This window comes from Vibrio sp. NC2 (genome assembly GCF_025195005.1).
Classification (GTDB): Bacteria; Pseudomonadota; Gammaproteobacteria; order Enterobacterales; family Vibrionaceae; genus Vibrio; species Vibrio splendidus.
On the sequence record NZ_JANVFC010000003.1, the window covers coordinates 279853 to 303192 of the forward strand.

Below are 23340 nucleotides of genomic sequence, written 5' to 3' on the forward strand. Positions count from 1 at the left end.
TCTCTACCTACTCGCTATCTGTATTTTCTCTATGGTTAGCGAGGCTGAGAGTTAGCTAGGTTGAGAGCCATCCCCACAAAATCATCATCTCCTTCATCAACAACTCGGTAGCCAAGTGAACGATAAAAGCTAATGGCGCGAGTGTTACTTCTAAAGCTCGACAAGGTGACTTGCTCACGTCGCTCTTCCGTGGCTCTCTTATGTATGAGGCACATGACTTGTTTACCTAGCGAATGACCTTGGTATTGAGGGGAAATGATCAGCAGATGAATATGGTATGCGTTGTCATAAGGCTTAAAACACACAAGTCCAATCCTCTCTTCTCCTCGGTATACCCAATGAAACCAAGAGGGATGGTAATCGTTTAAAAGTCGTTGACGTTGAAAGTCATCATCCCAACCGAAAACGTCATCTACGTGTATGAATATACCTTGTTTCACACTCGCAAATAGTTCTTCGAATTCATGATTTGAAACGAGCTGGAATTGTATATTCTCTTCTTGTCTTGCCACAGTGTCCGCTTCCTTATCAAACGCCTTTGAATAAGCAAACAGTAACATAATTGAAGGCGCCGAATTAGCTTAGATTTGCGATGTGATGAAACCAAAAAGCCATGCGTGATGCATGGCTTAAAATAGAGTTTTGGCCTGATTTTTCTATACGATCTTAAGTGCGTGGTGGCGCGTGAGCTGTTTGTGTAGCGAGTCTTTTAGCGCCATGCGTTCAACTTTGAGGTTGTGCATGCTGTCGTCATCGATAGGGCTGCCAGAGATTTCTAGCTGACGGATGTCGTAGTCGAGTTGGTGGTATTTCTGCATGTCTGCTTTGAATTTTTCGTCGTCGTGGTTGAGCTGAACAATGTCTAATTTAAGATCTGGGAAATCTAAGATAAAGGCATGGTTTTCATTGAGCATTGGCACTTCCTCTCTAGTCGGATTATTAACAGTATAGAAGCAATTTATCGAAAGAAATGTGGCTCAAAACACAAAGCGAGAACAGGATCAAAAAAGGGCATTAACGTTCCCTTGTGGATTCGTTGATGCCCTTTGTTATTTTCGTAATATTAAAAACTACTTCGCTTTCTTACCAGAACGTTGCTGCTCTTTGTGTGCTAGCTTTTCTTTCTTACGTTGATCGATAAGGTGAGCGGCTTCGCCACCTACGTGGGTTTCGCCACGAGCATTCGACAGTTGAACTTGCTTTTCACGTTCGCGGAAACGGGCTTTCTGCTCGTCGCTGTGCTTATCAATACACTTAGGGCAGCTTACGCCTTTCTCGAAGTGCTCAGAGGCTTTGTCTTCGTCAGTGATTGGCAGGCGACAGGCGTTACACACGTCGTAGCCGCTCTTCTCTAGCTGGTGGTTTACTGCAACACGACCATCAAATACGTAGCAGTCGCCTTCCCACATGCTCTCTTCTTCTGGTACTTCTTCTAGGTACTTAAGAATGCCGCCTTCAAGGTGGTAAACCTCATCAAAGCCTTGCTCTTTCATGTAGGCCGTTGATTTTTCACAACGAATACCGCCAGTACAGAACATTGCGACTTTTTTGTGTTTCTTAGGATCGAGATTGTCTTCAACGTATTGAGGGAATTCACGGAAGGTTTCTGTGTTTGGGTTTACAGCATTTTTGAATGTACCGATATCGACTTCGTAGTCGTTGCGAGTATCAACCAGAATCACATCAGGATCAGAAATCAGAGCGTTCCATTCGTTTGGTTTCACGTAAGTGCCGACAACGTGGCGTGGGTCGATGCCCTCAACACCCATGGTTACGATCTCTTTCTTAAGCTTAACCTTGGTACGGTTGAATGGTTGTTCTTCGTTGAACGACTCTTTGTAAACAACATCAGCCAAACGAGAATCTTGTTTGAACCATTTAAGAAGAGCGTCGATAGATTCGCGCTTACCTGCAACGGTGCCGTTGATACCTTCACTCGCAAGTAGCAAAGTACCGCGGATTTGGTTGGCTTCTAACACGTCAGTGAGTGGCTGGCGAATTTCTTGGTAATCATCAAGTGCTACGAATTTATACAGAGCACATACAACATATTGAGACATGGTTTTTCCTTTCTGCGAGCTGGAACGTAAATCCAGAGCGTTGCCTTTTATGATACATACTGAGTTTGATTTACTCAGGTTTGCCCATATTGGCTTATTAAAATCCGCCGCAGTATAACCAAGCCAAGGAAGGACAAAAACCAACCAAAAGTAGGGCTATTTATCATTTCTGTTTGTGTGGTTTATGGACTAAGAAATGCAATGAAACCGTTTTATCTGGCTCGAATTACAACACGTATTCCCAAACCAAAAAGGCCCTGCTGTAAAAATACAGCAGGGCCTTGGTATTAATCTGTCTGACTTGATCAGCGATTACGCTTGGTTCAGTACTTCCGCTAAGCGTTTCACCGCTTCTGTTAATTCTTCTGGGTTGGCGTTAGTGAAGTTTAGGCGCAGTGCGGCTTTTGCTTCATCGGCCTTTGGATAAAATACTGGGCTTGGTACAACCGCCACACCATTCGATAGCAAAGTCTTAGCTAATTCGAAGGTATCGCACTCTGGTATTTCTACCCAAATGAACATCCCGCCATCTACGGCTTTTAACACACAATCTGCAGGCAGTTGTTTTTCTAGCTCTGAAAACAGAACCTCATAACGAGACTTGTATAGCGTGCGAATGTTTTCCATATGCACGCCAAAGTCTTCATGTTTTAGAAGGCCGACAAGCAGCGCTTGCATGGGTACACTTGAGTGTAAGTCAGCGCCTTGCTTCACTTTGATCAGTGGCTCAAGGTAGCTGCGTTTACCTGTTACCGCGCCAATACGTAAACCTGGCGATGCAATTTTAGAGAATGAACGAAGAACGATAGAGTTGTCAGGGCAGAACGAAGAAACCATTGGCAGCTCAGTGCCTGTAAAGCGTAGCTCTCGGTATGGTGCATCTTCAATGAATGCCACATTGTATTTGATACACAGTTCAGCCACTTTTTGACGAGTTTCTGTTGCCCAGCACACACCGGTTGGGTTGTGGAAATCAGGCACGGCATAGAACATTTTTGGCGCTTGCTCGGCAAAGCATGTTTCCAGTTCATCTAGGTTCGGGCCAAATTCAGTTTGAGACACGGTAGCGATGTTTGCTTGAACTAGGCCAAACACCTGCATCGCACCTAAGTAGCTTGGCGCTTCCATCACAGCTACATCACCCGGGTCAACATACGCACGCGCAATCAAATCCAAACCTTGCTGAGAACCTGTACAGATCATTGCCGTGTGAGATTCTGGCAATTGGTAGCTTTGTGTTAGGTGATCAAGCAACGGGCCATAACCTGCGGTCGAACCGTATTGGAAAACTTCAGGCATGTTCGCTAGGTTTTCTAGCGTAGGCTTCATTAAATCGATAGGGAATGTTTTCGCATCGGGTAAACCACCGGCCAACGAAATAACATTTGGATCGCTTGCGGCTGCGAGGATCTCTCGAATGTATGAAGATTGAATCTGTTGTAATGACTGTGCGATTTCCATGTGTTGTGTCTCGTCGTTTATCGTTTTTATTCTATCGCTTGATATTACACGGCAATTGTAAAAACTGGCGTGTCCGTTTATGCTCTTAAACATGTCCATTTATGCTATTTGAACGATGTCACGACAACATATATCCCGAATCAATGATGTTTTGTTCCATATTCACCAAGACATCAGTCAGCCTTTGTCAGCAAAAGCGCTCTCTGAGATTGCTGCGTATTCAGAGCAACATTTTCATCGCACGTTCAAAAGTGTGGTTGGGGAGTCGTTGCATCAATACATTCGACGCACTCGAATGGAGTACGCGGCCAATCAATTAATGTTCGATACCAGCTCGTCTGTGGTTGAGATCGCCCATAAATGTGGCTTTAGCTCTGTGTCTTCGTTTAGCCGAGCATTTAAAGCGACTTTTAATATGTCGCCCGGAGAATGGCGTAAGCATGATTTACAGATTGCAGAAAAACCTTACCTGAAAGATCCCGAAGTGGCGGCAGGCTATTTGAATGTGTCGCAGCGGGAGTTGCCTGAACCTAAAATTGTTGAAGTATCAGACCGAATGGCAGCTTATGTTCGACATACTGGCTATAACCGATCCATTCGTAATGCGTGGTTGATATTGAAAGCATGGGCGAACTCTGAACAGCGTGATTTTTCGAGTCAGTTCGGCTTGCATCACTCTAACCCCGCTTGGGTTGAAATGGATCAGTGTCGTTATGTAGCGTGCATCGCGATAGATGAGCCGATCAAGTATCGAAGTGTCGTGAACCAGATGGTGATTCCAGGCGGTTTGCATGCCGTGTTTCGACTTAATGGTCGTTATGGTGAGCTGCTACCACAGATCAGTATGGTATTGGAAAAATGGTTGCCGGCTTCTGGTTTCAAACAGCGTTCGACTCCTGCGTATGTGCATTATCATCGGAACCATTTTCTCAATAGTGATGAAGTGTTTGAGCTTGATTTCTACCTCCCTGTGAGTTTTTACTGAGCCTTTATCAGGCTAACTAATGAATTGGCTCGGTAATTGGTTTTGTTGCTTTTTTCCGAGCGTGGCTTTACTCATTTGTTGTGGCTAATTTGCTCACTCAATGGCTGAAAGGCATCTTATGTTGATGATGTAATGAAGAGAAAGCTTGTTGATAATTTACCCCAGTAATTGATGACAACGTACGGATTAAGCGATAGCATTCTGTTCTAATTGCAAATAATTCTTAATATCACTCGATAGAATATATGACCATTACCCATAAAGATTATCTGAAAATCGCCTTCCCCTTCATCATCTCTACGGTGACACAGCCTCTGCTTGGTGCTGTCGATACCGCTGTAATTGGGCAACTTGGCATTGCTGAATTGATTGGCGGCGTGGCGATCGGCACTATCATTATGAACACCATGTATTGGCTGTTTGGTTTTTTCCGTGTTAGTACCACGGGACAAAGTGCGATGGCACTGGGCAAAGGGAATCGTTCTGATTTAGCGGGCAGCTTGATGCGTCCGTTCGTATTGTCTGGTTTGGTGGGTTTGATCTTTATCTTAATACAACCGCTAATCTGGCAAGGCGCGATGTGGGTGATAGAACCTGAAGCGAAAGTGGCTGAGCACGCGCATATCTACTTCAGTATTTTGATTTATGGTGCACCCTTTGTACTGATCAACTACACCATTATTGGTTGGTTAATGGGGCAGGCGAAAGCTAAAGAAGTTCTTTACACACAAGTGTTTGGTAACGTGTTGAACATTGTATTGGATGCGGTGTTTGTACTTTATTTCGACTTGGGTGTTGCGGGTGTGGCCTACGCAAGTTTGATTGCACAAGTCACTACTTTCGCTATTGGTATGACACTGGTGATCAAGACCAGCAATATCTCGATCTCTGAGTTCCTACAAGGTTCGAAGATGACCAAGAAAGACCTATCGACAATCATCTCTTCAAATACCGATCTCTTACTTCGTACCATCTGTATTTTAGTTTTCTTCAACATGATGGCGCGTACGGGTTCTAAACTGGGTGCCGATGTTCTGGCTGCTAACGCGATCTTGATGCAGGTGACCTTCATTGTCAGTTACATGTTTGACGGTATTGCCAATGCATCGAGTGTGTTCGCGGGTAAAGCGGTAGGTCAGAAAAATCCTTCAATGTTGGATCGTGTATTAAGACTTAACTTCCAATGGACGGCGAGCTTTATTGCCGTACTAACCTTCCTCACCTTGGTATTCAAAGACAGCATTGTCTTCTTGTTTACCGATATCCCAACGCTTGTCGCTCTATATCAAGAGATGGCTCCGTGGTTGATTGTGTTCCCGCTGGTGTCTGGCTTTGGCTTAACGGTTTACGGCATCTTTACCGGAACGGGTACCACGCGTCCGGTTAGGGACTCTAGCATCGCTACTTTGTTGGTATTTTTAGCGGTACAGGCATTATCAATCGATATGTGGGGCAATCATGGTTTGTGGTTGGCGTTTACCTTGTTTTATCTTGGACGTATTGCCTTCTTGTATCCGTTCATCGCACAAGTTAAGCAGAAGTGCCTTTCAACAGAAGGTGCATCCGCGGCGTGTCATTAGGTTAGAAACACAATCGTTATTGCCAGTACTTTTGAAAGCGCCTGACAGCATTATGCTAAGGGCGCTTTTTCTATCTAATGACCTAGTAAAAATGGTCAATCAAACAGCAAATAAAATGCGATACGGTTAAATGTTCGCTTTTCATCATGTAGGCTTAATGATAGAGTTGTTATGTTATAACATCTATTTATGAGTATCTGCGTGAACGCCCCACTTCTGTCTGTTGACCAATTAAAGATCAAAACCTCTTCGAGAACACTTTTTCAAGATATTCATTTCGATGTATATCGAGGTGAGCTGTTGGCGATCATGGGTCCATCTGGCATTGGTAAGTCGATGCTTTCACGCGCGATTGCGGGTTTTCTGCCAGAGACGGTTGAGGTTGAAGGCCATATTTCTCTTTCTGGCGATGCCGTGTGTGGCTTGCCTATGTTGCAAAGAACCGCAGTACAGCGCCCCGCAGTTATCTTTCAAGATGCACTTCAAGCATTAAATCCTCTGGTTTCCATTGAAGGTCAACTCAGTTTGGCATTGACGGGGACGCGCACTAAGCTTAAATCACAAGACAAGATCAAACTCACTGAATTGTTAGTGCAGCTTGGATTTCCTAACCCTGAAATCATATTGCCGTTATATCCGAGCCAAATTTCGGGAGGGCAACGCCAACGGATTTGTATTGCGATTGGCTTGCTGAGTAACGCCGATATTATCATCGCCGATGAACCAACTAGCGCGTTAGATCCGGTGACAGAGCAAGAGATACTTAAGCTGATTCGAGACAATGTTAAACAGCGACAAATCGGTGGCTTGTTGATTACTCATGACCTGCACAGCGCATTAGCGTGTGACAAGTTGTTGGTCATCGATGATGGTGGAGTGGTGGCTTACGGCGCACCAAAACATGCGCTTGAATCAAGCTCTCACGCTTTCTGCTGTTCATTGAGAGACTTAATCGCATGAGCTCGACCTTACCACTAAATTCAGAAGTCTCGTCGTTAATGCCAGTGATAGATTCAGAAACACAAACACCGATCGAGATTAAGTTCGAGCATGTCGGTGTGCATTATTACTCAATCCCGAGTTGGCTGGGGGGTAAGGCGTTCAAAGCGCTACAGAACATCGACCTCAATGTTGAAGACAAAAGCTTAGCCATTGTTGGGCGTTCTGGTGCCGGAAAATCGACACTGATTGAGCTGTTATTTGACCTAAAATCACCGACTGTTGGCCGAATCAGCCTATTTGGCCATTCGCTGCCGATTCGCAATAGCAAAACGCAAGCAACGGTGTGTCGCTTGATCCAGTTGGTACCACAAGAGCCTCATACCAGTCTCAACCCTTACTATACCGTTCGACAGATCTTAGCCGAACCGCTAAGCAACTTAGATGTTTCTGGTAATCATGAAAGCATTATTGAAGAGACGCTATTGGACGTGGGCTTACCTGCCACTTTGTTATCACTGAAACCGAATCAGCTTTCTACAGGCCAAGCTCAACGTGTGGCTATCGCTCGGGCTCTTGTCGTTAGACCCGCAGTGTTGGTGGCCGATGAGCCGACTGCCAGCCTTGATCCTGTGAACCGCCAAAGGTTGCTGGATTTACTTAACTCACTGAAAAATAAGCGCGACATGCGAGTCGTTTTGGTGACGCATGATCTCGGTGCGGCAAAGGCGCTTTGTGAAGAAATTCTGGTTCTTGACCATGGCGAGATGGTGGAGCATGGACCGACACCTCAAGTGATGAGCACACCTGCTCATCCTGCGACTCAGTTGCTGATCGAATCTCAGCCACTTTCGAAATCTACTTGTTAACACAACCTTATTTATTACGAAATACTGCTTATTAACGAAAGACTGCTTATTAACGAAATACTGTTTATTAACGAAATACAGCTTACAGAGAAAAATAACTATGCGTTTTAATTCAATCAAACTGGCTTGCGCGCTTGCGTTGGCTCTGCCTTTGACGGGCTGTTTTGACTCTCAACCAGAGTCTAGCGATGCCGCAGTCAAATCTGAAATTCGTGTTGCGATGATGCAGCCACCAAGAACGGGCCTATCGCCACTTTCTGATGACGCGTTCAAACTATCACGTTGGAGCACGGCTGAAACGTTAGTGAACTTGAGCCCAACCTCAGAAGCAGAACCAATGCTAGCGACTGATTGGAAACATCTTGATCCATTGACTTGGCAGTTCACGATTCGCCAAGGCGTTAAATTCCACGATGGCTCTACATTAATCGCAGAATCCGTAGTGAACTCTTTGCAGAAAGCGCTTGAGGCTGCACCTAAGCCACGCATTCTAGATGGTGTCGATCTCGAAGTGAAAGCGATGGACAACTACCGCGTAGAGATCAAGACCAGCTTTGATGACCCTCTTTTACCAAGCCGTTTATCAAGCCCTCAATTAGCGATTCTTGCAGCAAGTGCTTACCAAGAAGATGGCCGTGTTAGCCCAATGGGTGCAGGTACGGGCCCGTTTGAGTTGACTGAAATTAACGGTACAACCAGCGCGAAGCTAAAACGTTTTGACGGCTACTGGGGCGAAAAAGCGCAAGTTGAATCTGTGATTGCAGAATACGTTCCTAACGGTTTTGCTCGTGCTGCAGCTCTAAGAACAGGCACGGCAGACATCGTTGAAGCAGTGCCCGTTTCACAAATCGCGACCATTGATCCGAACCTACTTTATGAAGTGGCAATGCCTCGTACCAATACGTTTTACCTAAACAACAAGTCAGGCGTATTCAGCGATATTAACTTGCGTAAGGTAGCGGCTGCTGCGGTAGACCGTGAGCAAATCGTGAATACCGTTTATGAAAACCACGCGGATATCGCACAAGGTCTATTAGGTCCTGCTCTTGCTTGGGCTGAACCAATTCGACCGGAAGGTCAAGCAGTAGACAAGACGCTAAAAGCGAACGGTGAAAGCATTGTTATCGGTACCTTTACCGACCGTGCAGAGCTTCCAGAAGTAGCAGCACTGCTTAAACAACAACTTGAAGTGGCTGGTTTCAAAGTTGAGCTGGATATCCGTGAATACGCTCAGATCGAAAACGATGCGCTATCAGGCAAGTTTGATGCGTTCATCCTTTCTCGTGCAACGGTTCTAGATTCAGGTGACCCAGTGGCTTACATGATGAGTGACTTTGGTTGTAAGGGTTCATTCAATCTTGGTCAATTCTGTTCTCAAGAAGTAGACCAAGCTCTGACTCACGCTGATCTGCAACCATTAGGTGCACTGCGTCAGCAAGCGATCATCGAAGCTGAGCAAAAAATCTTGAACGACTTCGCGGCTATTCCACTGCTTCACGAACGTGTGATTCAAGGTGAAAGCGAGCGCGTGAGCAATGTGGTTCGTGACCCAAGTGAGCGCCGTTTAGTTGACCAAACTACACAGATCAAACAAGCGAAACAGGCTAACTAAATAGATGCTATCTGCTGAGACTCTGCGTCGAACCTTATTTATCTTGACGCCTTGGCTATCAAGAATTGCCTCACTAATTGTGGTGGTGATTCTTGTTGGCTTGATGCCCGATATTGCGGGGATCGACCCAAGTCAATCTATTCTACGCGCGAGAGCGGGGCAACAACACCTGCTGACGCCAGAAGCTCTAGCAGCGGTGCGAGCTGATCTTCAGCTTGACCGTTCGGCAAGCGAGCGCCTGATTGACTGGGTAGGAAGTGCTTTTTCAGGCGACCTAGGGAAATCATGGATTGACGGCTCTTCGGTTGCATTAGGCATTCAAAAGACAGCGTCGACATCTCTGTTTCTGATGTCGAGTGCACTTGTGATGACTTTCGTACTGTGTGGTGCAGGCTTACTTGCTACCTTACGCAGTTGGAAGAAGGGCAAACTGGGGCAGAGTTACAGCAGTTTAAGTACGGTATTAATATCGTTGCCAGAGTACGTAGTAGCCTCGGTATTAATACTGGTGTTCTCTATTTGGTTAGGTTGGCTGCCGCCATATGGTTGGCAAGGTTGGCAAGACATCTGGCTACCGAGCTTAGCGCTTGCATTGCCTGCCAGTGGCCTGTTTAGTCGCCTACTCAGAGACAGTTTACAACGCGTTCTCAATGAACCTTGGGTGATTACTTGGCTCAGTGCCAACGTTCACTCTAACCAAATTATTCGCTTTGCGCTGAAAAGAGCGCTGAGCAGCCTGATCCCACAAATCGCGATGATCGTGATTGGTTTGACTGGTGGCGCGGTCGCGGTTGAGCTTATCTTCTCGATTCCGGGTATCGGGCGCATGATCTTAGGCGCAGCTAAGGCGCAAGATTTACCAATGCTGCAGGGAGGCTTATTGGTATTGCTGCTATTTTCAATTGCTGTGAGCAGCATGAGCTTGTTTGTTCAGCAGTTGATTCTGGGTCACAGCCTGAAAAGCGGTAAGCTGATTAGTAGCCACTCTTCGTTTCGTTTTACACAAAGCCGCACCAAGCGTGCTGTTGCTTTTACAATACTCTCATTCCTGATTTCAATCGTGGTTTGGGCTGCATTTCGTGACCCATACACCAGTCAATTTGCTCGCTTAGCGGATCCAAGTTGGCAAGCACCATTAGGCGCCGATGGCATTGGCCGAGACCTGTTAGCGAGAATCGGTTCAGGTATGGTCGCGACCTTCCAAGCCGGTATCTTGGCGACGTTTTTGAGTTTGGTGACGGGCATCATCATGGGCTTCAATACTCGCTTTAGCCAAGGTCTTATCGAGATCACTAAGGGTATTCCTTACATCATTGCTGGCCTGTTGGTTGCGGGTTTAACGGGGATGAATCCGAACAGCGCATTGATCGCGATTGTATTGGTGTCGTGGGCGCCGTTAGCCGCCCACTGCTCAAGCTTGATCGTAGAAGCCAAGGCTCAACCTTATACGCATCTCGCGCCATTGTGGGGCACCAGCAAGCTTCGAATCTTCCGTTTCTACTTGCTTCCTTATGTGTTGCCACCTTTGCTAAGGCACGCGATGTTGAGGCTGCCAGTAATCACATTGAGCCTGACCTCGCTAAGCTTCATCGGTTTAGGTGCGAAACCGCCTGCACCGGAATGGGGTTTGATGATTGCAGAAAACTTGCCCTACATTGAACGCGCACCATTGGCAGTCATGGGGCCAATCGTTGGGCTGATTCTGTTAGGTGCGGCAATTAACATGATGTTTGATGATTAACGAAAAAGAACAGGCTGCTTAAGTTTTCGACGTGCTATTCGATTGAGTGTTCGATTTGCTTTTTATGTTGTAACCTTGAGCCTGTTTTTTAGAATTGGCTTTCGGATCGGTTGTCGATCGGTTTTTAGCTTACTTAAGTGTTCAGCGTTAAGGGTTCAACATGTATCTCGTTTTGTATTGCCACAATATTGGTATGACCGACTTTTCCTTTTTTGAAACGGAAGACTTTGACAAAGAAGATGGCTATATCGTGCGAGGTAAATGGCCGAATGAGAAAGCGTTTCGTGATTACTTAACCAAAGAGTTTGGTGACATGAGCGAATTCGAAGTGATCGACTTGATCGCCAAAGGTGCAGAAGCAGAACACTACTCGCCAGAAGAGTTGATGCGCCTAGCTCTCTAACTGTCAGCTCTTAACAACTAGCTAAATAACGTTTTATCAAACGAACAAACAAATGGCAGCCTGATTGGGCTGCCATTTTTCGTTTCAGGTTTAAGCTATTTGCTCGAAACCTTAAGTAGTGAAATTGGGGCTATTGCGCCACTTCGTCAACCAAGTACAAGATTGACTGATACGGAATGCCACTGTGATGTGACAAACCGATCTCACAGGTTCGACTGTTACTGAAGCCACGAGTACAGTTGCTCGGCACTTGCTCTTTGAGTGGGTGTACCGCCGCTTCATTCAGTTCTGGAGTGGTAAAACCTTTATCACCTGCCCAACCACAGCATTGAATATGCTCAGGAACGATGACCTCTTCGGTACAGGCTTTAGCAAGGCTCAACATCGCGCCTTCCAAGCCCATTCGACGAGAGCTACAAGTCACATGCAGCATCACGGTTTCTTGCAGCGGCTCAAGTGTCAGGTGCTCAAGCAAATATTGATTCACAAACCCTGTCGGCTCTAATACCTCTAACGGTTTGGTGAACTGTTCAATACTGCGCTTAGCACATGGGCTGGTATCCATTAAGACTGGGTATTCACCCTGACGACTGGCCTGCCACAACACTTCTTCGAGCTGTTGCGCTTTAGATTGGGCTAAATCGGTCATCCCTTTGCTGTCGTAAGGCATGCCACAACATTGGTCGTCTAGCTTCTTCGGAAGAATTACCTCAAATCCTGCTTTGTTAAGCAAAGACATGGTCACTTCAGTTAGAGGACGTTGGTCGCCCGCATCGCTTTGTTGTCCCATGGTGCGACTCGCACAGGAAGGCAGGTAAACCACCTTCTTGTGGTTGCTTGAGGATTCTGCCGTCACTGGTGATGAGACTAGCGAGTGGTTATTGGATTGCGGCATCTCAGGCATCCACACGGGTGTCGCGCCTTTGGTGATAGAGCGTAAGCCATTGGTTAACTTGCCGACTGTATTCGCTCCTAGAACCTTGCTTGCCACTTGGTTGGTTTTGAGCCCAGCTTTGGTCAGCTTTGTGGTGGTCGAGAAATGATCCGCTGTCCATTTTGCGATTGGTGTAAATTTCTCGTACTTGGCAATACGAAGCTTCTTAATCAAATCACCAGTGTTGATTCCCACTGGACAACGTTCAGCACACAGGCCGGTTGCGGCGCAGGTATCAATGCCTTGGTATTCAAAGGTTTTCTCTAGTTCGCTTGCTTCTATCTCTTCACCCGCAGCTCGGCGGCGTTGCAGTTCTCGGTACAGAACAATGCGTTGGCGTGGTGATAGAGTCAGCGTACGAGACGGACAAACAGGCTCACAGAAGCCACATTCAATACAGCGGTCGACAAGGTCGTCAGCAGCAGGCATTGGCTTCAAATTGGTGATGTGTGAATTCGGGTTGTCGTTGATGATAACGCCGGGGTTGAGCAGTCTTTCTGGGTCAAACAGCGCTTTGATCTGTTGCATCAAGGCATAGCCATCTTTGCCCCATTCCAATTCCACATAAGGCGCCATGTTACGACCAGTACCATGTTCTGCTTTCAGAGAACCTTGGTATTTCACCGCAACCAGTTCGGCAACGTCATCCATGAAACCGCCGTAGCGGTCGATTTCTGTTTGGCTGTCGAAGCCTTGAGTAAATACAAAGTGCAGGTTGCCTTCGAGGGCATGGCCGAAAATGATAGCTTCGCTGTAGTCGTACTTGTCGAACAGCTCTTGCAGCTCTCGAATGCCGTTAGCGAGGTTTTCGACAGGGAAAGCCACGTCTTCTATGATAACGGTAGTGCCGACTTCACGCACGGCGCCAACTGCTGGGAACATGCCTTTTCGGATGCCCCACAGAGTTGCGACTGTCTTTGGATCGGAAGTGAAAGGCACCGATTCAACAATTGTGTATTCAGTCAATGCGTCCAAAATTGATTTACATTGTAAATCTAAGTCCTGCTGGGAGCTGGCGTGTGATTCCACTAAAATAGCCGCGGCTTCCAAGTCCAAGCTTGGCATAAATGCAGGCATACCCGGTTTATCAGCCACTGAACGCAGCGCTCTACCATCCATCAATTCAACCGCAGCAACCGGTGTTTTTGATAGCGTAGTAACGGCTTTACTGGCTTGCTCGATGTCGGCAAACACCAACAGAGCCGAGGCTTTGTTTGGGTGTTCGATAACCGTGTTGTAGGTGATCTCTGCGATGAAGCCTAGCGTGCCTTCTGAGCCAATCATCAAGTGTTTGATGATCTCAATTGGGTCGTGGTAATCGACCAAGGCATTCAGAGCGTAGCCAGTGGTGTTTTTGAGGCGGTACTTGTGGCGAATTCTGTCTGCGAGTTCTTGGTTTGACGCTGTCTGTTGATGTAATTCGACAATGCCTTCAAACAGCTCTTTGTGCGATTGCTTGAATGCTTCAACACTTGCGTTATCTGCCGTATCAAGCAGGGAGCCATCACTCAATACGATTTTCATGCTCTCAACGGTGCGATAAGAGTTTTGCGCAGTACCACAACACATGCCACTGGCGTTGTTCGCGGCGATACCACCGATTTTACAGGTATTGATTGAGGCTGGATCTGGGCCGATTTTACGTTGGAAAGGGGCGAGGTATTTGTTCGCATCAGCGCCAATCACACCCGGTTGCAGGATGATCTGATTACCATTGTCGACGATTTCATGGCCACGCCAGTCGTCGGTCAGTGTGATGAGTACCGAGTCTGAAACGGCTTGTCCTGACAGGCTGGTGCCCGCGGCGCGAAAGGTAAAATGAATGCCCAGTTCGCGACAGCTTTGAATGGTGAATATGACTTCGTCTAAGTTCTTGAGCCTTAGAACCATTTTCGGCACCAAGCGATAGAAACTCGCATCGGTGCCGTAAGCCAATCGCTTTGCCTCTTGCGTGACAATGCGTTCTGTTTCTATTTTTTGAGCCAGTATCGCTTCAAGCTGCTGATAAGCTTGTGCGTCTATTACTCGCTCATGGGATGTGGTTGTCTCCATCTTTGCTTCCTTGTGCTTCTTATTTGGCACTGTTCAGGGCGTGTTGACCTTTCGTGATTAAATTTTGTTCGAGATAAAAGCGTTTTAATCGCGGCGAGGGGGAAGTAGCCTAGTCACTCTAAGCAAATCCCCCTCAACAAAGAGTAAAACGCTTTTAGCTGAACCCTTCGGGCAGCGTTTGCTGGCCATTTCTACTACGTTATCGGCTTCTTATGTAGGCTAGCTACACATCGACGCCTCTGCCTTGTATAAATACCCAGCAACTCGCTGCAAAAATCAGCTCGAAAGATCAACACGCCCTAGCTTTTTATTTTATTTTCCAGTGCTTAAACGGTGTCACAACGGCAGTGGAATTGCTGTGACACCGATTGAACTTCAGTCTAAGTAGACCAAAGCATTAGTCTGAACCTAAATTGAATCGTGGCCGCTTAATCTAGCCCCACCAGAGAATCACGAGTTAAGTCTTTGATTGTCTTCGCACCAGTTAGAGTCATCGCAACGCGCATCTCTTTGTCGTAAAGGTCGAGTAGATTCTCAACACCTGCTTGTCCTTGCGCTGCTAACGCGTAGACGAAAGAGCGGCCAAGCAAGGTGCAGTCTGCACCCATCGCCATCATGCGAACTACATCTAAGCCAGTACGAATACCAGAGTCGACCAGAATCTTGGTATCGCCTTTTACTGCATCTGCAATTGCAGGCAATGCTTTGGCACTCGATAGAACACCATCCAGCTGACGGCCGCCGTGGTTTGAAACTACGATACCGTCTGCGCCAAATCTCACGGCGTCTTTTGCGTCTTCTTCATCAAGAATGCCTTTGATGACCATCGGGCCATCCCAGAAATCACGGATCCACTCTAGGTCTTTCCATGAAATCGACGGGTCGAAGTTGTCACCCAACCAACCGATGTAGTCTTCCAGTTTGGTTGGAGAACCTCGGTAAGTAGAGATATTGCCAAGATCGTGTGGTTTACCCAATAGACCAACATCAACGGCCCAACTAGGATGACGCATAGATTGAAATACACGACGAATTGCTGCATTTGGGCCGCTCATTCCTGAGTGCATGTCACGGTAGCGAGCGCCAGGTACAGGCATATCCACCGTGAAGACCAGTGTTGTTACGCCAGCCGCTTTGGCACGTTCCAATACGTTCTTCATGAAGCCACGATCTTTTAGTACGTAAAGTTGGAACCACATTGGGCGCTCAATCTTAGGCGCGACTTCTTCAATCGGACATACCGATACGGTCGACATCGTAAAAGGGATGCCTTTGTTGTCAGCCGCTTTAGCCGCTTGGACTTCGCCACGTCGTGCGTACATGCCTGTTAGGCCAACTGGAGCTAATGCAATCGGCATCGCCAGCTTTTCGCCAAACAACTCGGTTTCCAAATTTAGGTCTGACATGTCATTGAGGACACGTTGCTTGAGCGCGATCTCTGCAAGATCGGCGGTGTTGCGGCGTAGGGTATGTTCTCCGTAAGAACCGCCGTCAATGTAGTGGAAAAGAAACGGTGGTAATTTCGCTTTTGCTGCGGCGCGGTAATCAGTCGATGCGGATATGATCATAATTTCAGTCCTAAATTCTTGGGATGTTGCCCTTCTCTGAGAGCTTGGCTTGGGCTGCTTTAATTCTTGAAAAGTAAGCGTTTGTTGTTTCTTAATCGGTGAAGCAACTCATCGATAAATAAAATAACCAGTGAAGCAATTAATCTATGAAGCAATTAACCTATGAAGCAATTAACCTGTGAAGCAAATAAACAGTGAAACAGTTAAGCAATAAAATGGCGTTAATACCCGGGGTGTTGATGTGTTTTAGTATCCATTCCGAAACTCATCAACTGTCTTATTAGACGGTGTTGCAGTCGGGGAATTGAGTATTAACGCCAAGTGCTTTTGTAACGACTTATGGTTTACATAAGTGCGTCTGTCATTTTGAAGCCGTAGATAACCACTAGGCCGATGATTCCTGTCATCACCAAGTAGTAGAATGTTGGGATGATTGTCTTACGTAGTGTTGCGCCTTCGCGTCCTAGCAAGCCTACGGTCGCCGATGCGGCTACCACGTTGTGAATCGCAATCATGTTACCTGCTGCAGCACCAACGGCTTGCAGAGCAACAACCACAGCACTAGAGATAGACAGAGTTTGTGCTACTTCGAATTGGAACTGGCTGAACATCATGTTTGAAACGGTGTTCGAACCTGCAATGAAGGCACCTAACGCACCAACCGTGGCACTTAACGCTGGGAATGCGCTGCCGACTAAGTCAGCTGCAAAATTGGCCGTTGTTACTGGCATACTTGCTAAATCAGCGCCGTTCACGCCAGAGTTAATGAAGATACGAACCATTGGGATGGTGAACACCAACACAAAGCCTGCGCCAATCAGAGTCTTGCTCGATTCACCGAAGGCTTTAGCCAGTGGAGCTGCGCTGCGTGATTGCATTAGAACAGCAACCAGTGCGACGAAGACCAAGATACCGCCAGGTAGATACAGAGGCTGAATCGCTGTGCTTACGCCTGTCTCACCAAGGATGTTGCTGAAAGAAAGGCTAACGCTCTTAAGTAGGCCTTTGAACTCAGGGCTCACACGGCTAGCAACTAGAGTGACAGCGAGCAGAACGTAAGGTGCCCATGCCATCGCCATGCTCATTTTTTTATGGCTTTGGTTGTTGTCATCAAGATCGATTTTCAAAGAACCTAGCCATTCTGCTGGCCATTTGTCTTCGCTTTCAAAGTCCCATTTTGATTTAGGGACTAGGAAGCCGCGTTTTGCTGCTGTTACAACAATCGCAAGGCCAACCAAACCACCAATCAGTGATGGGAACTCAGCACCTAGGAAAACACCTGTTAGTGCGTAAGGAATAGTGAAAGCAGCACCGGCGAACAGTGCGAATGGCAGGATATCAAGACCTTCAGTCCAGCTTTTGTTCTTACCGAAGAAGCGAGTCAGCATCATCGCCATCAATACAGGAATCATCACACCAACGCAGGCGTGGATGATCGCAACACTTGATGTGATCTGTTGTAGGTAAGCATCCCATGTTGAACCATTGGCAATCAGGCTTTCACCGATGTTGTGCGTATCCAAACCTTTGTTTACGCCAACAATGATAGGTGTACCAACCGCGCCGAACGATACCGGCGTAGATTGAATCATCATGCCCATCAGTACCGCAGCTAATGCTGGGAAGCCGATTGCAACGAGTAAGGGAGCGGCGATTGCAGCGGGTGTGCCGAAGCCGGATGCACCTTCAATGAATGAACCAAAACACCAAGCGATGATGATCGCTTGCACACGACGGTCTGCTGATATGTCAGTAAAGCCGTTGCGGATGGTGGTGATAGCTCCGGTGTGTTTCAAAGTGTTTAATAAGAAGATGGCGCCAAACACAATCCAGAGAACCGACACGGTAATGCCGAAGCCTTGGAATACTGAAGCCAGCACGCGAGTGCTAGACATATCCCATGCGAATAGGGCGATAGCAACGGTTAATGCAAATGCCACTGGCATCGCTTTTTTTGCAGGCCAGTTAAGGCCAACCAGCAGAATCGCTGCAACAACTATTGGCGAAAAGGCCAATAATGCTAGTAGAGTTTCACTCATGGGTACTTCCTCGTACTTGTTTTCAAACGTTCATGTTTGAAGTGAATAACACGTCATTAGTTTTGTAGGTGTAATCTGAATCTCGAGGATTCAATTGTTGTAATTAGAGTCGCTTTATTTGTAACCGATGTGATTGCAAAAGCTGTTTTTGTAATTTTTTTGTTAATTTGGCGTGAATTTACCCCTTTATTTTTTATTGATATAGGGAAATAATGAAAATAATTAATTCCAAAATTGGCATAATCAGATGCGAGCAGACGATTTGATCCTGTTTTCACAGGTAGTAGAGCTGGGCAGTTTTAGTAAGGTGGCAGAGCAAAATAACCTTACAAATTCGGTAGTTAGTAAGAGAATTGCGCGTTTGGAAGAAGAGATTGGCGTGCAGCTATTATATCGAACCACGCGAAAATTGACGCTTACCGAGGCGGGTAAGGCAATGTTACACGGAGCCAAAAATGTGAAGCAGGCGGCCCAAGAGGCTATGGACGCAGTTTCAGGCTTTGGGGAAAATGTCAGTGGTCATATCAAAATGTCAGTGCCTACTATCTCCGGAGATTTGATTCTGGCAGACGCTGTTGCCGAGTTTTGTAATATGCACCCAGGTTTAACGGTCGATATGTCTCTGAACAATCGCTTTGTGGATCTGGTTGATGATGGCCTCGACTTGGTGATTCGTACCGGCTACTTGGAAGACTCCAGCTTAATTGCCCGTCATATATTGGACTCTCAATGGGTGGTATGTGCTTCTCCGTCTTATATCGCCAAGAATGGTAAGCCGATGCAGCCCAAGGATTTGGTTGAGCACAATTGTCTGCAATACGCTTATCAAACAACGGGTGCCAGTGAGTGGCAATTTCTGCATAGTAAAGATGGCTTTACTGATAATGATAAATACATAGTGCGCGTCTCGGGCTCTTTTTCTACCGATAATGCGACGGCATTAAGAAAGGCGGCGTTGGGCGGTCATGGGGTCGCGTATGTACCGCGCTGTTTGGTTTATCACGACATTCGTAACGGCCAGCTGGTGGATATCTTCCCTGATTTAGTCGGCAAGAAGCTCGGTATTTATGCGGTGTACCCCTTTACGCGCCAGCCACCGAACAAGATTAAGTTATTGATTGAACACATCAGAACGCGTTACCTGACGATTTCACATTATTTTTAATAAGGATCACGATGAGCTATTTAAAAGAGTATCAATATCCAGTCACCAACAAACAGATCGTCAGCGATGACTATTTTGATCACATAGTTGAAGACCCTTATCGCTGGTTAGAAGACGACAGAAGCGACGAAACTGCGCAGTGGGTGGCGAGCCAAAATGAAGTCACGTTCAGTTACCTTGCTCAAATTCCGTATCGCGATGATCTGCGAGAGCGATTAGCGAAAGCACAAGACTACAAAAAGAGCTCGCAACCGTTTGTGCGCGGAGATTACACCTATTTCTATAAGAATGATGGCCTGCAAAATCACAGCATTCTCTATCGTCACAAAGAAGGGCAACAAGAAGAAATTTTCCTAGATCCGAACACTTTCTCGGAAGATGGCACTACATCACTGGGTTCGGTGTCGTTTTCTAAAGATTACAGCCTAGTGGCGTACAGTATTTCAGAGGGTGGTAGCGACTGGCGTAAGATCTTTGTTATTGATACCGAGACTAAACAGCAGCTTGAAGCCGAAATCACCGACGCTAAGTTTACCGGCATTTCTTGGTTAGGTAATCGCGGCTTTTATTACTCTAGTTACGACAAGCCAGACGGCAGTCAGCTTTCTGCACGTACCGAACAGCACAAACTTTACTTCCATGAGTTGGGTACAGAGCAAGCTAACGACAAAGTAGTTTTTGGTGAGAATAACGCCGAGCAGCACCGCTATGTGTCGGGTTACACCACCGAAGACGACCGTTACTTGACCATTCTAGGGCGAGAGTCGACATCGGGTAACAGACTGTTCTATATCGATTTAAATTCACATGAACAATCGCTGAACACGCTGATTGATCATGTGGATAGCGATACGTACCTCATCGATAACCAAGATGAAGTCTTCATTTTATACACCAATCTCGATGCGCCTAATGGCAAGGTGGTGAGCTTTGATACTCGCAGTCAACAGTGGCTCGATATCATTCCTGAAAAGCCACAGCCGTTAGATATCAGCACTGGTGGTGGTTACTTGTTTGCTCATTACATGGTCGATGTGGTGTCTAAGATTGAGCAGCTGGATTACCAAGGCAATCTGGTTCGTGAAATCCACTTACCTGGTCTCGGAACGGCCAGCGGCTTAGGGGGTAAAAACGAGCAAACCCAGCTTCATTACACCTTTACCAACTATGTTACGCCGCCAACGATTTTCTCTTTTGATGTTGAATCTGGAAACTCTGAAATCTACCAACGCTCTGAGTCTCCGTTTGAGTCGGATCAATTTGAGTCTAAACAAGTCTTCTATACCTCGAAAGATGGCACCAAGGTTCCGATGCTTATCTCTTACAAGAAGGGATTAGTGTTAGACGGCAATAATCCAACCATGTTGTACGCCTATGGTGGCTTTAACGTTAGCCTAACGCCTTCTTTCTCGGGCACGGTGGGCAGTTGGTTAGAACTGGGTGGCGTATATGCGGTGCCAAACTTACGTGGTGGTGGCGAATACGGTAAGGCGTGGCACAAAGCCGGTACACAACAACAAAAACAGAATGTATTTGATGACTTCATTGCTGCTGCCGAGTTCTTAATTGAAGAGAACTACACCAGCAGCGATAAGTTAGCGCTCCGCGGCGGTTCTAATGGCGGCTTACTGGTTGGCGCTTGCATGACACAAAGGCCTGAGTTGTTCCAAGTGGCTTTACCTGCGGTTGGGGTGTTGGACATGTTGCGTTACCACACATTCACGTCTGGTGAAGGCTGGGCGTACGACTACGGTACATCAGCGCAGAATAAAGAGATGTTTGAATACCTGCTTGGTTATTCTCCGGTTCACAATGTGGTGCGCGGCGTTGATTATCCGGCGACACTGGTGACGACCGCTGATCATGATGACCGCGTGGTGCCTGCTCACTCTTATAAATTCATCTCAGAGCTGCAAGATAAGCATGAAGGTGGCGCGCCTGTGATGATTCGTATTGATGTTAATGCAGGGCATGGGGCAGGTATGCCGCTGAGTAAAGCTATCGACCTCACTGCTGATATCTACGCATTTACCCTGTTCAATATGGTAATAGAGTCCCTAGATTCAATCTAGAAAATATTTAATTTTAGATAACTGGGTATTTGACTCAGCCCAAAAAGCCTCAAAATCCGCCTTAGATTTTGAGGCTTTTCATATATATGAAAATCAATCAAATTCACATCCAATTCTTTTTGTTTTCCTACACCCTTTTCCGTGATAGCCGCCACCATTACTGATGAAATGAAAGCGATTTCAAGCTGAAATATCAGGCATGTTTTCTCATAACTTATTGATCTAAATGCAGTAGTTTTCTCCGTGAATTCTCTAAAAGTTTCATGACATTTAAGCTGGTTTATCAGTGTGAACAGCGACCAACTTTTCAACTCATTCATTGCTTAATATTTCCCTGTTCGATGAAAACTCAAAAAAATAATAGGGAATTACAATGCAAAAATTTAAGCTTTTGCCAATAACGGTCGCAGTGGCGGCTTCGCTTGCTTCACTCTCTTCTTTTGCTGCAGAAACGGATCTTGCTGCTCTAGAACAACGAATCTTAGAGTTAGAATCTCAAGTTGGTGACATCAAGTATGTTGATGACCAACAACAAGCGGTTCTAACGGCTGAAACAAATGTGCCAGATGGCATTGTCTTCTCTGGTTATGCTCGTTACGGCGCTCATTACAAGAACGGTGATGAACGTTACGTAGACATCGGTACAACAGGTCGTTCTGTCGGCCGTTTAGGTAACGAAGCTAATGGTGGTGAGGTTCAGTTAGCTAAGCTTTTCGAAGCTGACAATGGCGCTATCTGGGACATCGTATTCATGGCTGACCACTGGGAAGCTGACGCTTGGGCTGACGACGGCGGCTTGAGCATGAAAAAAATGTACGCTGGTGTAACCAATGTATTTGAAAGCCAACCAGAACTTTATATGTGGGCTGGTCGCGACTTCCATCAACGTCCGCAACAAGGTTTGAACGATTACTTCTGGATGACACACGATGGTCAAGGCGCTGGCTTTAACAACCTAGATTTCGGTGGCGCGAAGCTAGATATGGGCTTTGTAGGCCAAGTGAAAGGCGGCCTCGTCAATGATAATGGTCGATACGCTGTAACCGCGAAGCTACACAGTATTGACGCAGGTATTGGTAATCTGGATTTTTACGCGAACTACGGTTTTGCATCGAGCGAAGCGGATACGTCTACGACGACTGAGTACGTATACGATCCAGTGACAGATTCAATGCAGCCTGTCGTGACTCAAGGACAAAAAGTCAGTGATGAAACGGCCTACCTAGTAGGTGCAACATTAGGCTTGGGTGAGTCTAACAAGTTGGTTGTTAAGTACGGTGACGGTGCCGATTCATCGGTATATGACCTTAAAGGTGATTACCAGACTTTGTATGCAAGTGTTGAGGGTAGCTACGCTGCATCTGAACAGTTCATCATTGATTACTTAGTGTCTTACAAAGACAATTCTGGCTCAGACTTAGATCGTGAGAATACTGAATACGCGGGTATCGTTCGTCCACAGTACCAATGGGATGATGTTCACTCTACATGGTTAGAAGCTGGCTACGGCATGGTTGATTACGATGACGACGGTGAAGAGAATGCGTGGAAAGTCACTCTGTCTCAAAACGTTTCTCTAGGTGGCTTACCTTGGAGCCGTCCAATGCTGCGCTTCTACACAACTGTGGGTGATGTAGAAACGAAAGGCAACACAGTGAAGACAACCAATGTTGATACATTGTCGTTCGGCGCGATGTTTGAAGCTTGGTGGTAATCACAGGTATAGAAAGCGGTGCTCTTTGAATTTGGCATATTTTCAAGGAGCCATGCTTTCAAATATCTATGCTTGTTAAGAGCACGTAATACTGTCCATTTTAGCCCTAAAGGCAGATTGATTAGGGCACGTTTCAATTAACTCCA

At 46.4% G+C, this 23340-nt stretch carries 18 protein-coding genes; 10 read left to right on the plus strand and 8 right to left on the minus strand.

Annotation, left to right across the window (positions count from 1 at the left end; translation table 11 throughout):
• Positions 1-35 precede the first annotated feature (35 nt).
• The 4 genes from NX845_RS06655 to NX845_RS06670 form a co-directional block, all read right to left on the minus strand.
• Positions 36-560, minus strand: a complete 525-nt coding sequence (locus tag NX845_RS06655; protein WP_065681016.1) for an N-acetyltransferase — start codon at positions 558-560, stop codon at positions 36-38.
• A 96-nt stretch (positions 561-656) separates the two neighbouring features.
• The gene (locus tag NX845_RS06660) at positions 657-914 is read right to left on the minus strand and encodes a YdcH family protein (RefSeq protein WP_010432560.1); all 258 of its coding nucleotides are present in this window, start codon (positions 912-914) and stop codon (positions 657-659) included.
• A gap of 156 nt (positions 915-1070) precedes the next feature.
• Positions 1071-2060 carry a rhodanese-related sulfurtransferase gene (locus NX845_RS06665; protein WP_017085031.1) on the minus strand — a complete coding sequence of 330 codons (990 nt, stop codon included), beginning with the start codon at positions 2058-2060 and terminating at the stop codon, positions 1071-1073.
• 312 nt (positions 2061-2372) lie between these two features.
• Positions 2373-3521: a PLP-dependent aminotransferase family protein gene (locus NX845_RS06670; protein ID WP_260256680.1), complete on the minus strand. Its 1149-nt coding sequence runs from the start codon at positions 3519-3521 to the stop codon at positions 2373-2375.
• Between the two features lie 115 nt (positions 3522-3636).
• Here NX845_RS06670 and NX845_RS06675 point away from each other — a divergent pair, with 115 nt between their 5' ends.
• From NX845_RS06675 to NX845_RS06705, 7 genes are all read left to right on the plus strand, one after another.
• Positions 3637-4506 carry a GyrI-like domain-containing protein gene (locus NX845_RS06675; RefSeq protein WP_017085035.1) on the plus strand — a complete coding sequence of 290 codons (870 nt, stop codon included), beginning with the start codon at positions 3637-3639 and terminating at the stop codon, positions 4504-4506.
• Between the two features lie 245 nt (positions 4507-4751).
• Complete coding sequence (locus NX845_RS06680; protein WP_260256681.1) at positions 4752-6086, plus strand: MATE family efflux transporter; 1335 nt, start codon at positions 4752-4754, stop codon at positions 6084-6086.
• Between the two features lie 201 nt (positions 6087-6287).
• Entirely contained in the window at positions 6288-7046 is a 759-nt protein-coding gene (locus NX845_RS06685; protein ID WP_260256683.1) for an ATP-binding cassette domain-containing protein, read from the plus strand.
• The gene (locus NX845_RS06690; protein ID WP_260256684.1) at positions 7043-7894 is read left to right on the plus strand and encodes an ABC transporter ATP-binding protein; all 852 of its coding nucleotides are present in this window, start codon (positions 7043-7045) and stop codon (positions 7892-7894) included. Before NX845_RS06685 ends, NX845_RS06690 begins: the two co-directional genes overlap by 4 nt.
• Positions 7895-7994: 100 nt before the next feature.
• On the plus strand, positions 7995-9506 hold the full coding sequence (locus NX845_RS06695; protein ID WP_260256685.1) for an ABC transporter substrate-binding protein: 1512 nt from the start codon (positions 7995-7997) through the stop codon (positions 9504-9506).
• A 4-nt stretch (positions 9507-9510) separates the two neighbouring features.
• On the plus strand, positions 9511-11247 hold the full coding sequence (locus NX845_RS06700) for an ABC transporter permease subunit (protein ID WP_260256686.1): 1737 nt from the start codon (positions 9511-9513) through the stop codon (positions 11245-11247).
• A gap of 160 nt (positions 11248-11407) precedes the next feature.
• A complete protein-coding gene (locus NX845_RS06705; RefSeq protein ID WP_260256687.1) occupies positions 11408-11650 on the plus strand; it encodes a hypothetical protein in 243 nt (80 codons plus the stop codon).
• 130 nt (positions 11651-11780) lie between these two features.
• Here NX845_RS06705 and NX845_RS06710 read toward each other — a convergent pair whose 3' ends face one another.
• The 3 genes from NX845_RS06710 to NX845_RS06720 all read right to left on the minus strand — a co-directional run bounded on the left by NX845_RS06710 (position 11781) and on the right by NX845_RS06720 (position 18243).
• Positions 11781-14636, minus strand: a complete 2856-nt coding sequence (locus NX845_RS06710) for an FAD-binding and (Fe-S)-binding domain-containing protein (protein ID WP_260256688.1) — start codon at positions 14634-14636, stop codon at positions 11781-11783.
• Between the two features lie 428 nt (positions 14637-15064).
• A complete protein-coding gene (gene lldD, locus NX845_RS06715) occupies positions 15065-16204 on the minus strand; it encodes an FMN-dependent L-lactate dehydrogenase LldD (RefSeq protein ID WP_017083007.1) in 1140 nt (379 codons plus the stop codon).
• 344 nt (positions 16205-16548) lie between these two features.
• On the minus strand, positions 16549-18243 hold the full coding sequence (locus tag NX845_RS06720) for an L-lactate permease (RefSeq protein WP_102572307.1): 1695 nt from the start codon (positions 18241-18243) through the stop codon (positions 16549-16551).
• 247 nt (positions 18244-18490) lie between these two features.
• Between NX845_RS06720 and NX845_RS06725 the strand changes: the two genes are divergently transcribed.
• On the plus strand, positions 18491-19408 hold the full coding sequence (locus tag NX845_RS06725) for a LysR family transcriptional regulator (protein WP_017081288.1): 918 nt from the start codon (positions 18491-18493) through the stop codon (positions 19406-19408).
• 11 nt (positions 19409-19419) lie between these two features.
• The gene (locus NX845_RS06730) at positions 19420-21480 is read left to right on the plus strand and encodes a prolyl oligopeptidase family protein (RefSeq protein WP_260256689.1); all 2061 of its coding nucleotides are present in this window, start codon (positions 19420-19422) and stop codon (positions 21478-21480) included.
• On the opposite strand, the gene NX845_RS06735 is transcribed toward NX845_RS06730, so the two are convergent.
• Positions 21477-21800 carry a hypothetical protein gene (locus NX845_RS06735; RefSeq protein WP_260256690.1) on the minus strand — a complete coding sequence of 108 codons (324 nt, stop codon included), beginning with the start codon at positions 21798-21800 and terminating at the stop codon, positions 21477-21479. The genes NX845_RS06730 and NX845_RS06735 overlap by 4 nt on opposite strands.
• A gap of 53 nt (positions 21801-21853) precedes the next feature.
• Between NX845_RS06735 and NX845_RS06740 the strand changes: the two genes are divergently transcribed.
• Positions 21854-23194 (plus strand): carbohydrate porin, encoded by a 1341-nt coding sequence (locus NX845_RS06740; RefSeq protein WP_260256691.1) that lies wholly within the window; start codon positions 21854-21856, stop codon positions 23192-23194.
• Positions 23195-23340: the final 146 nt, after the last annotated feature.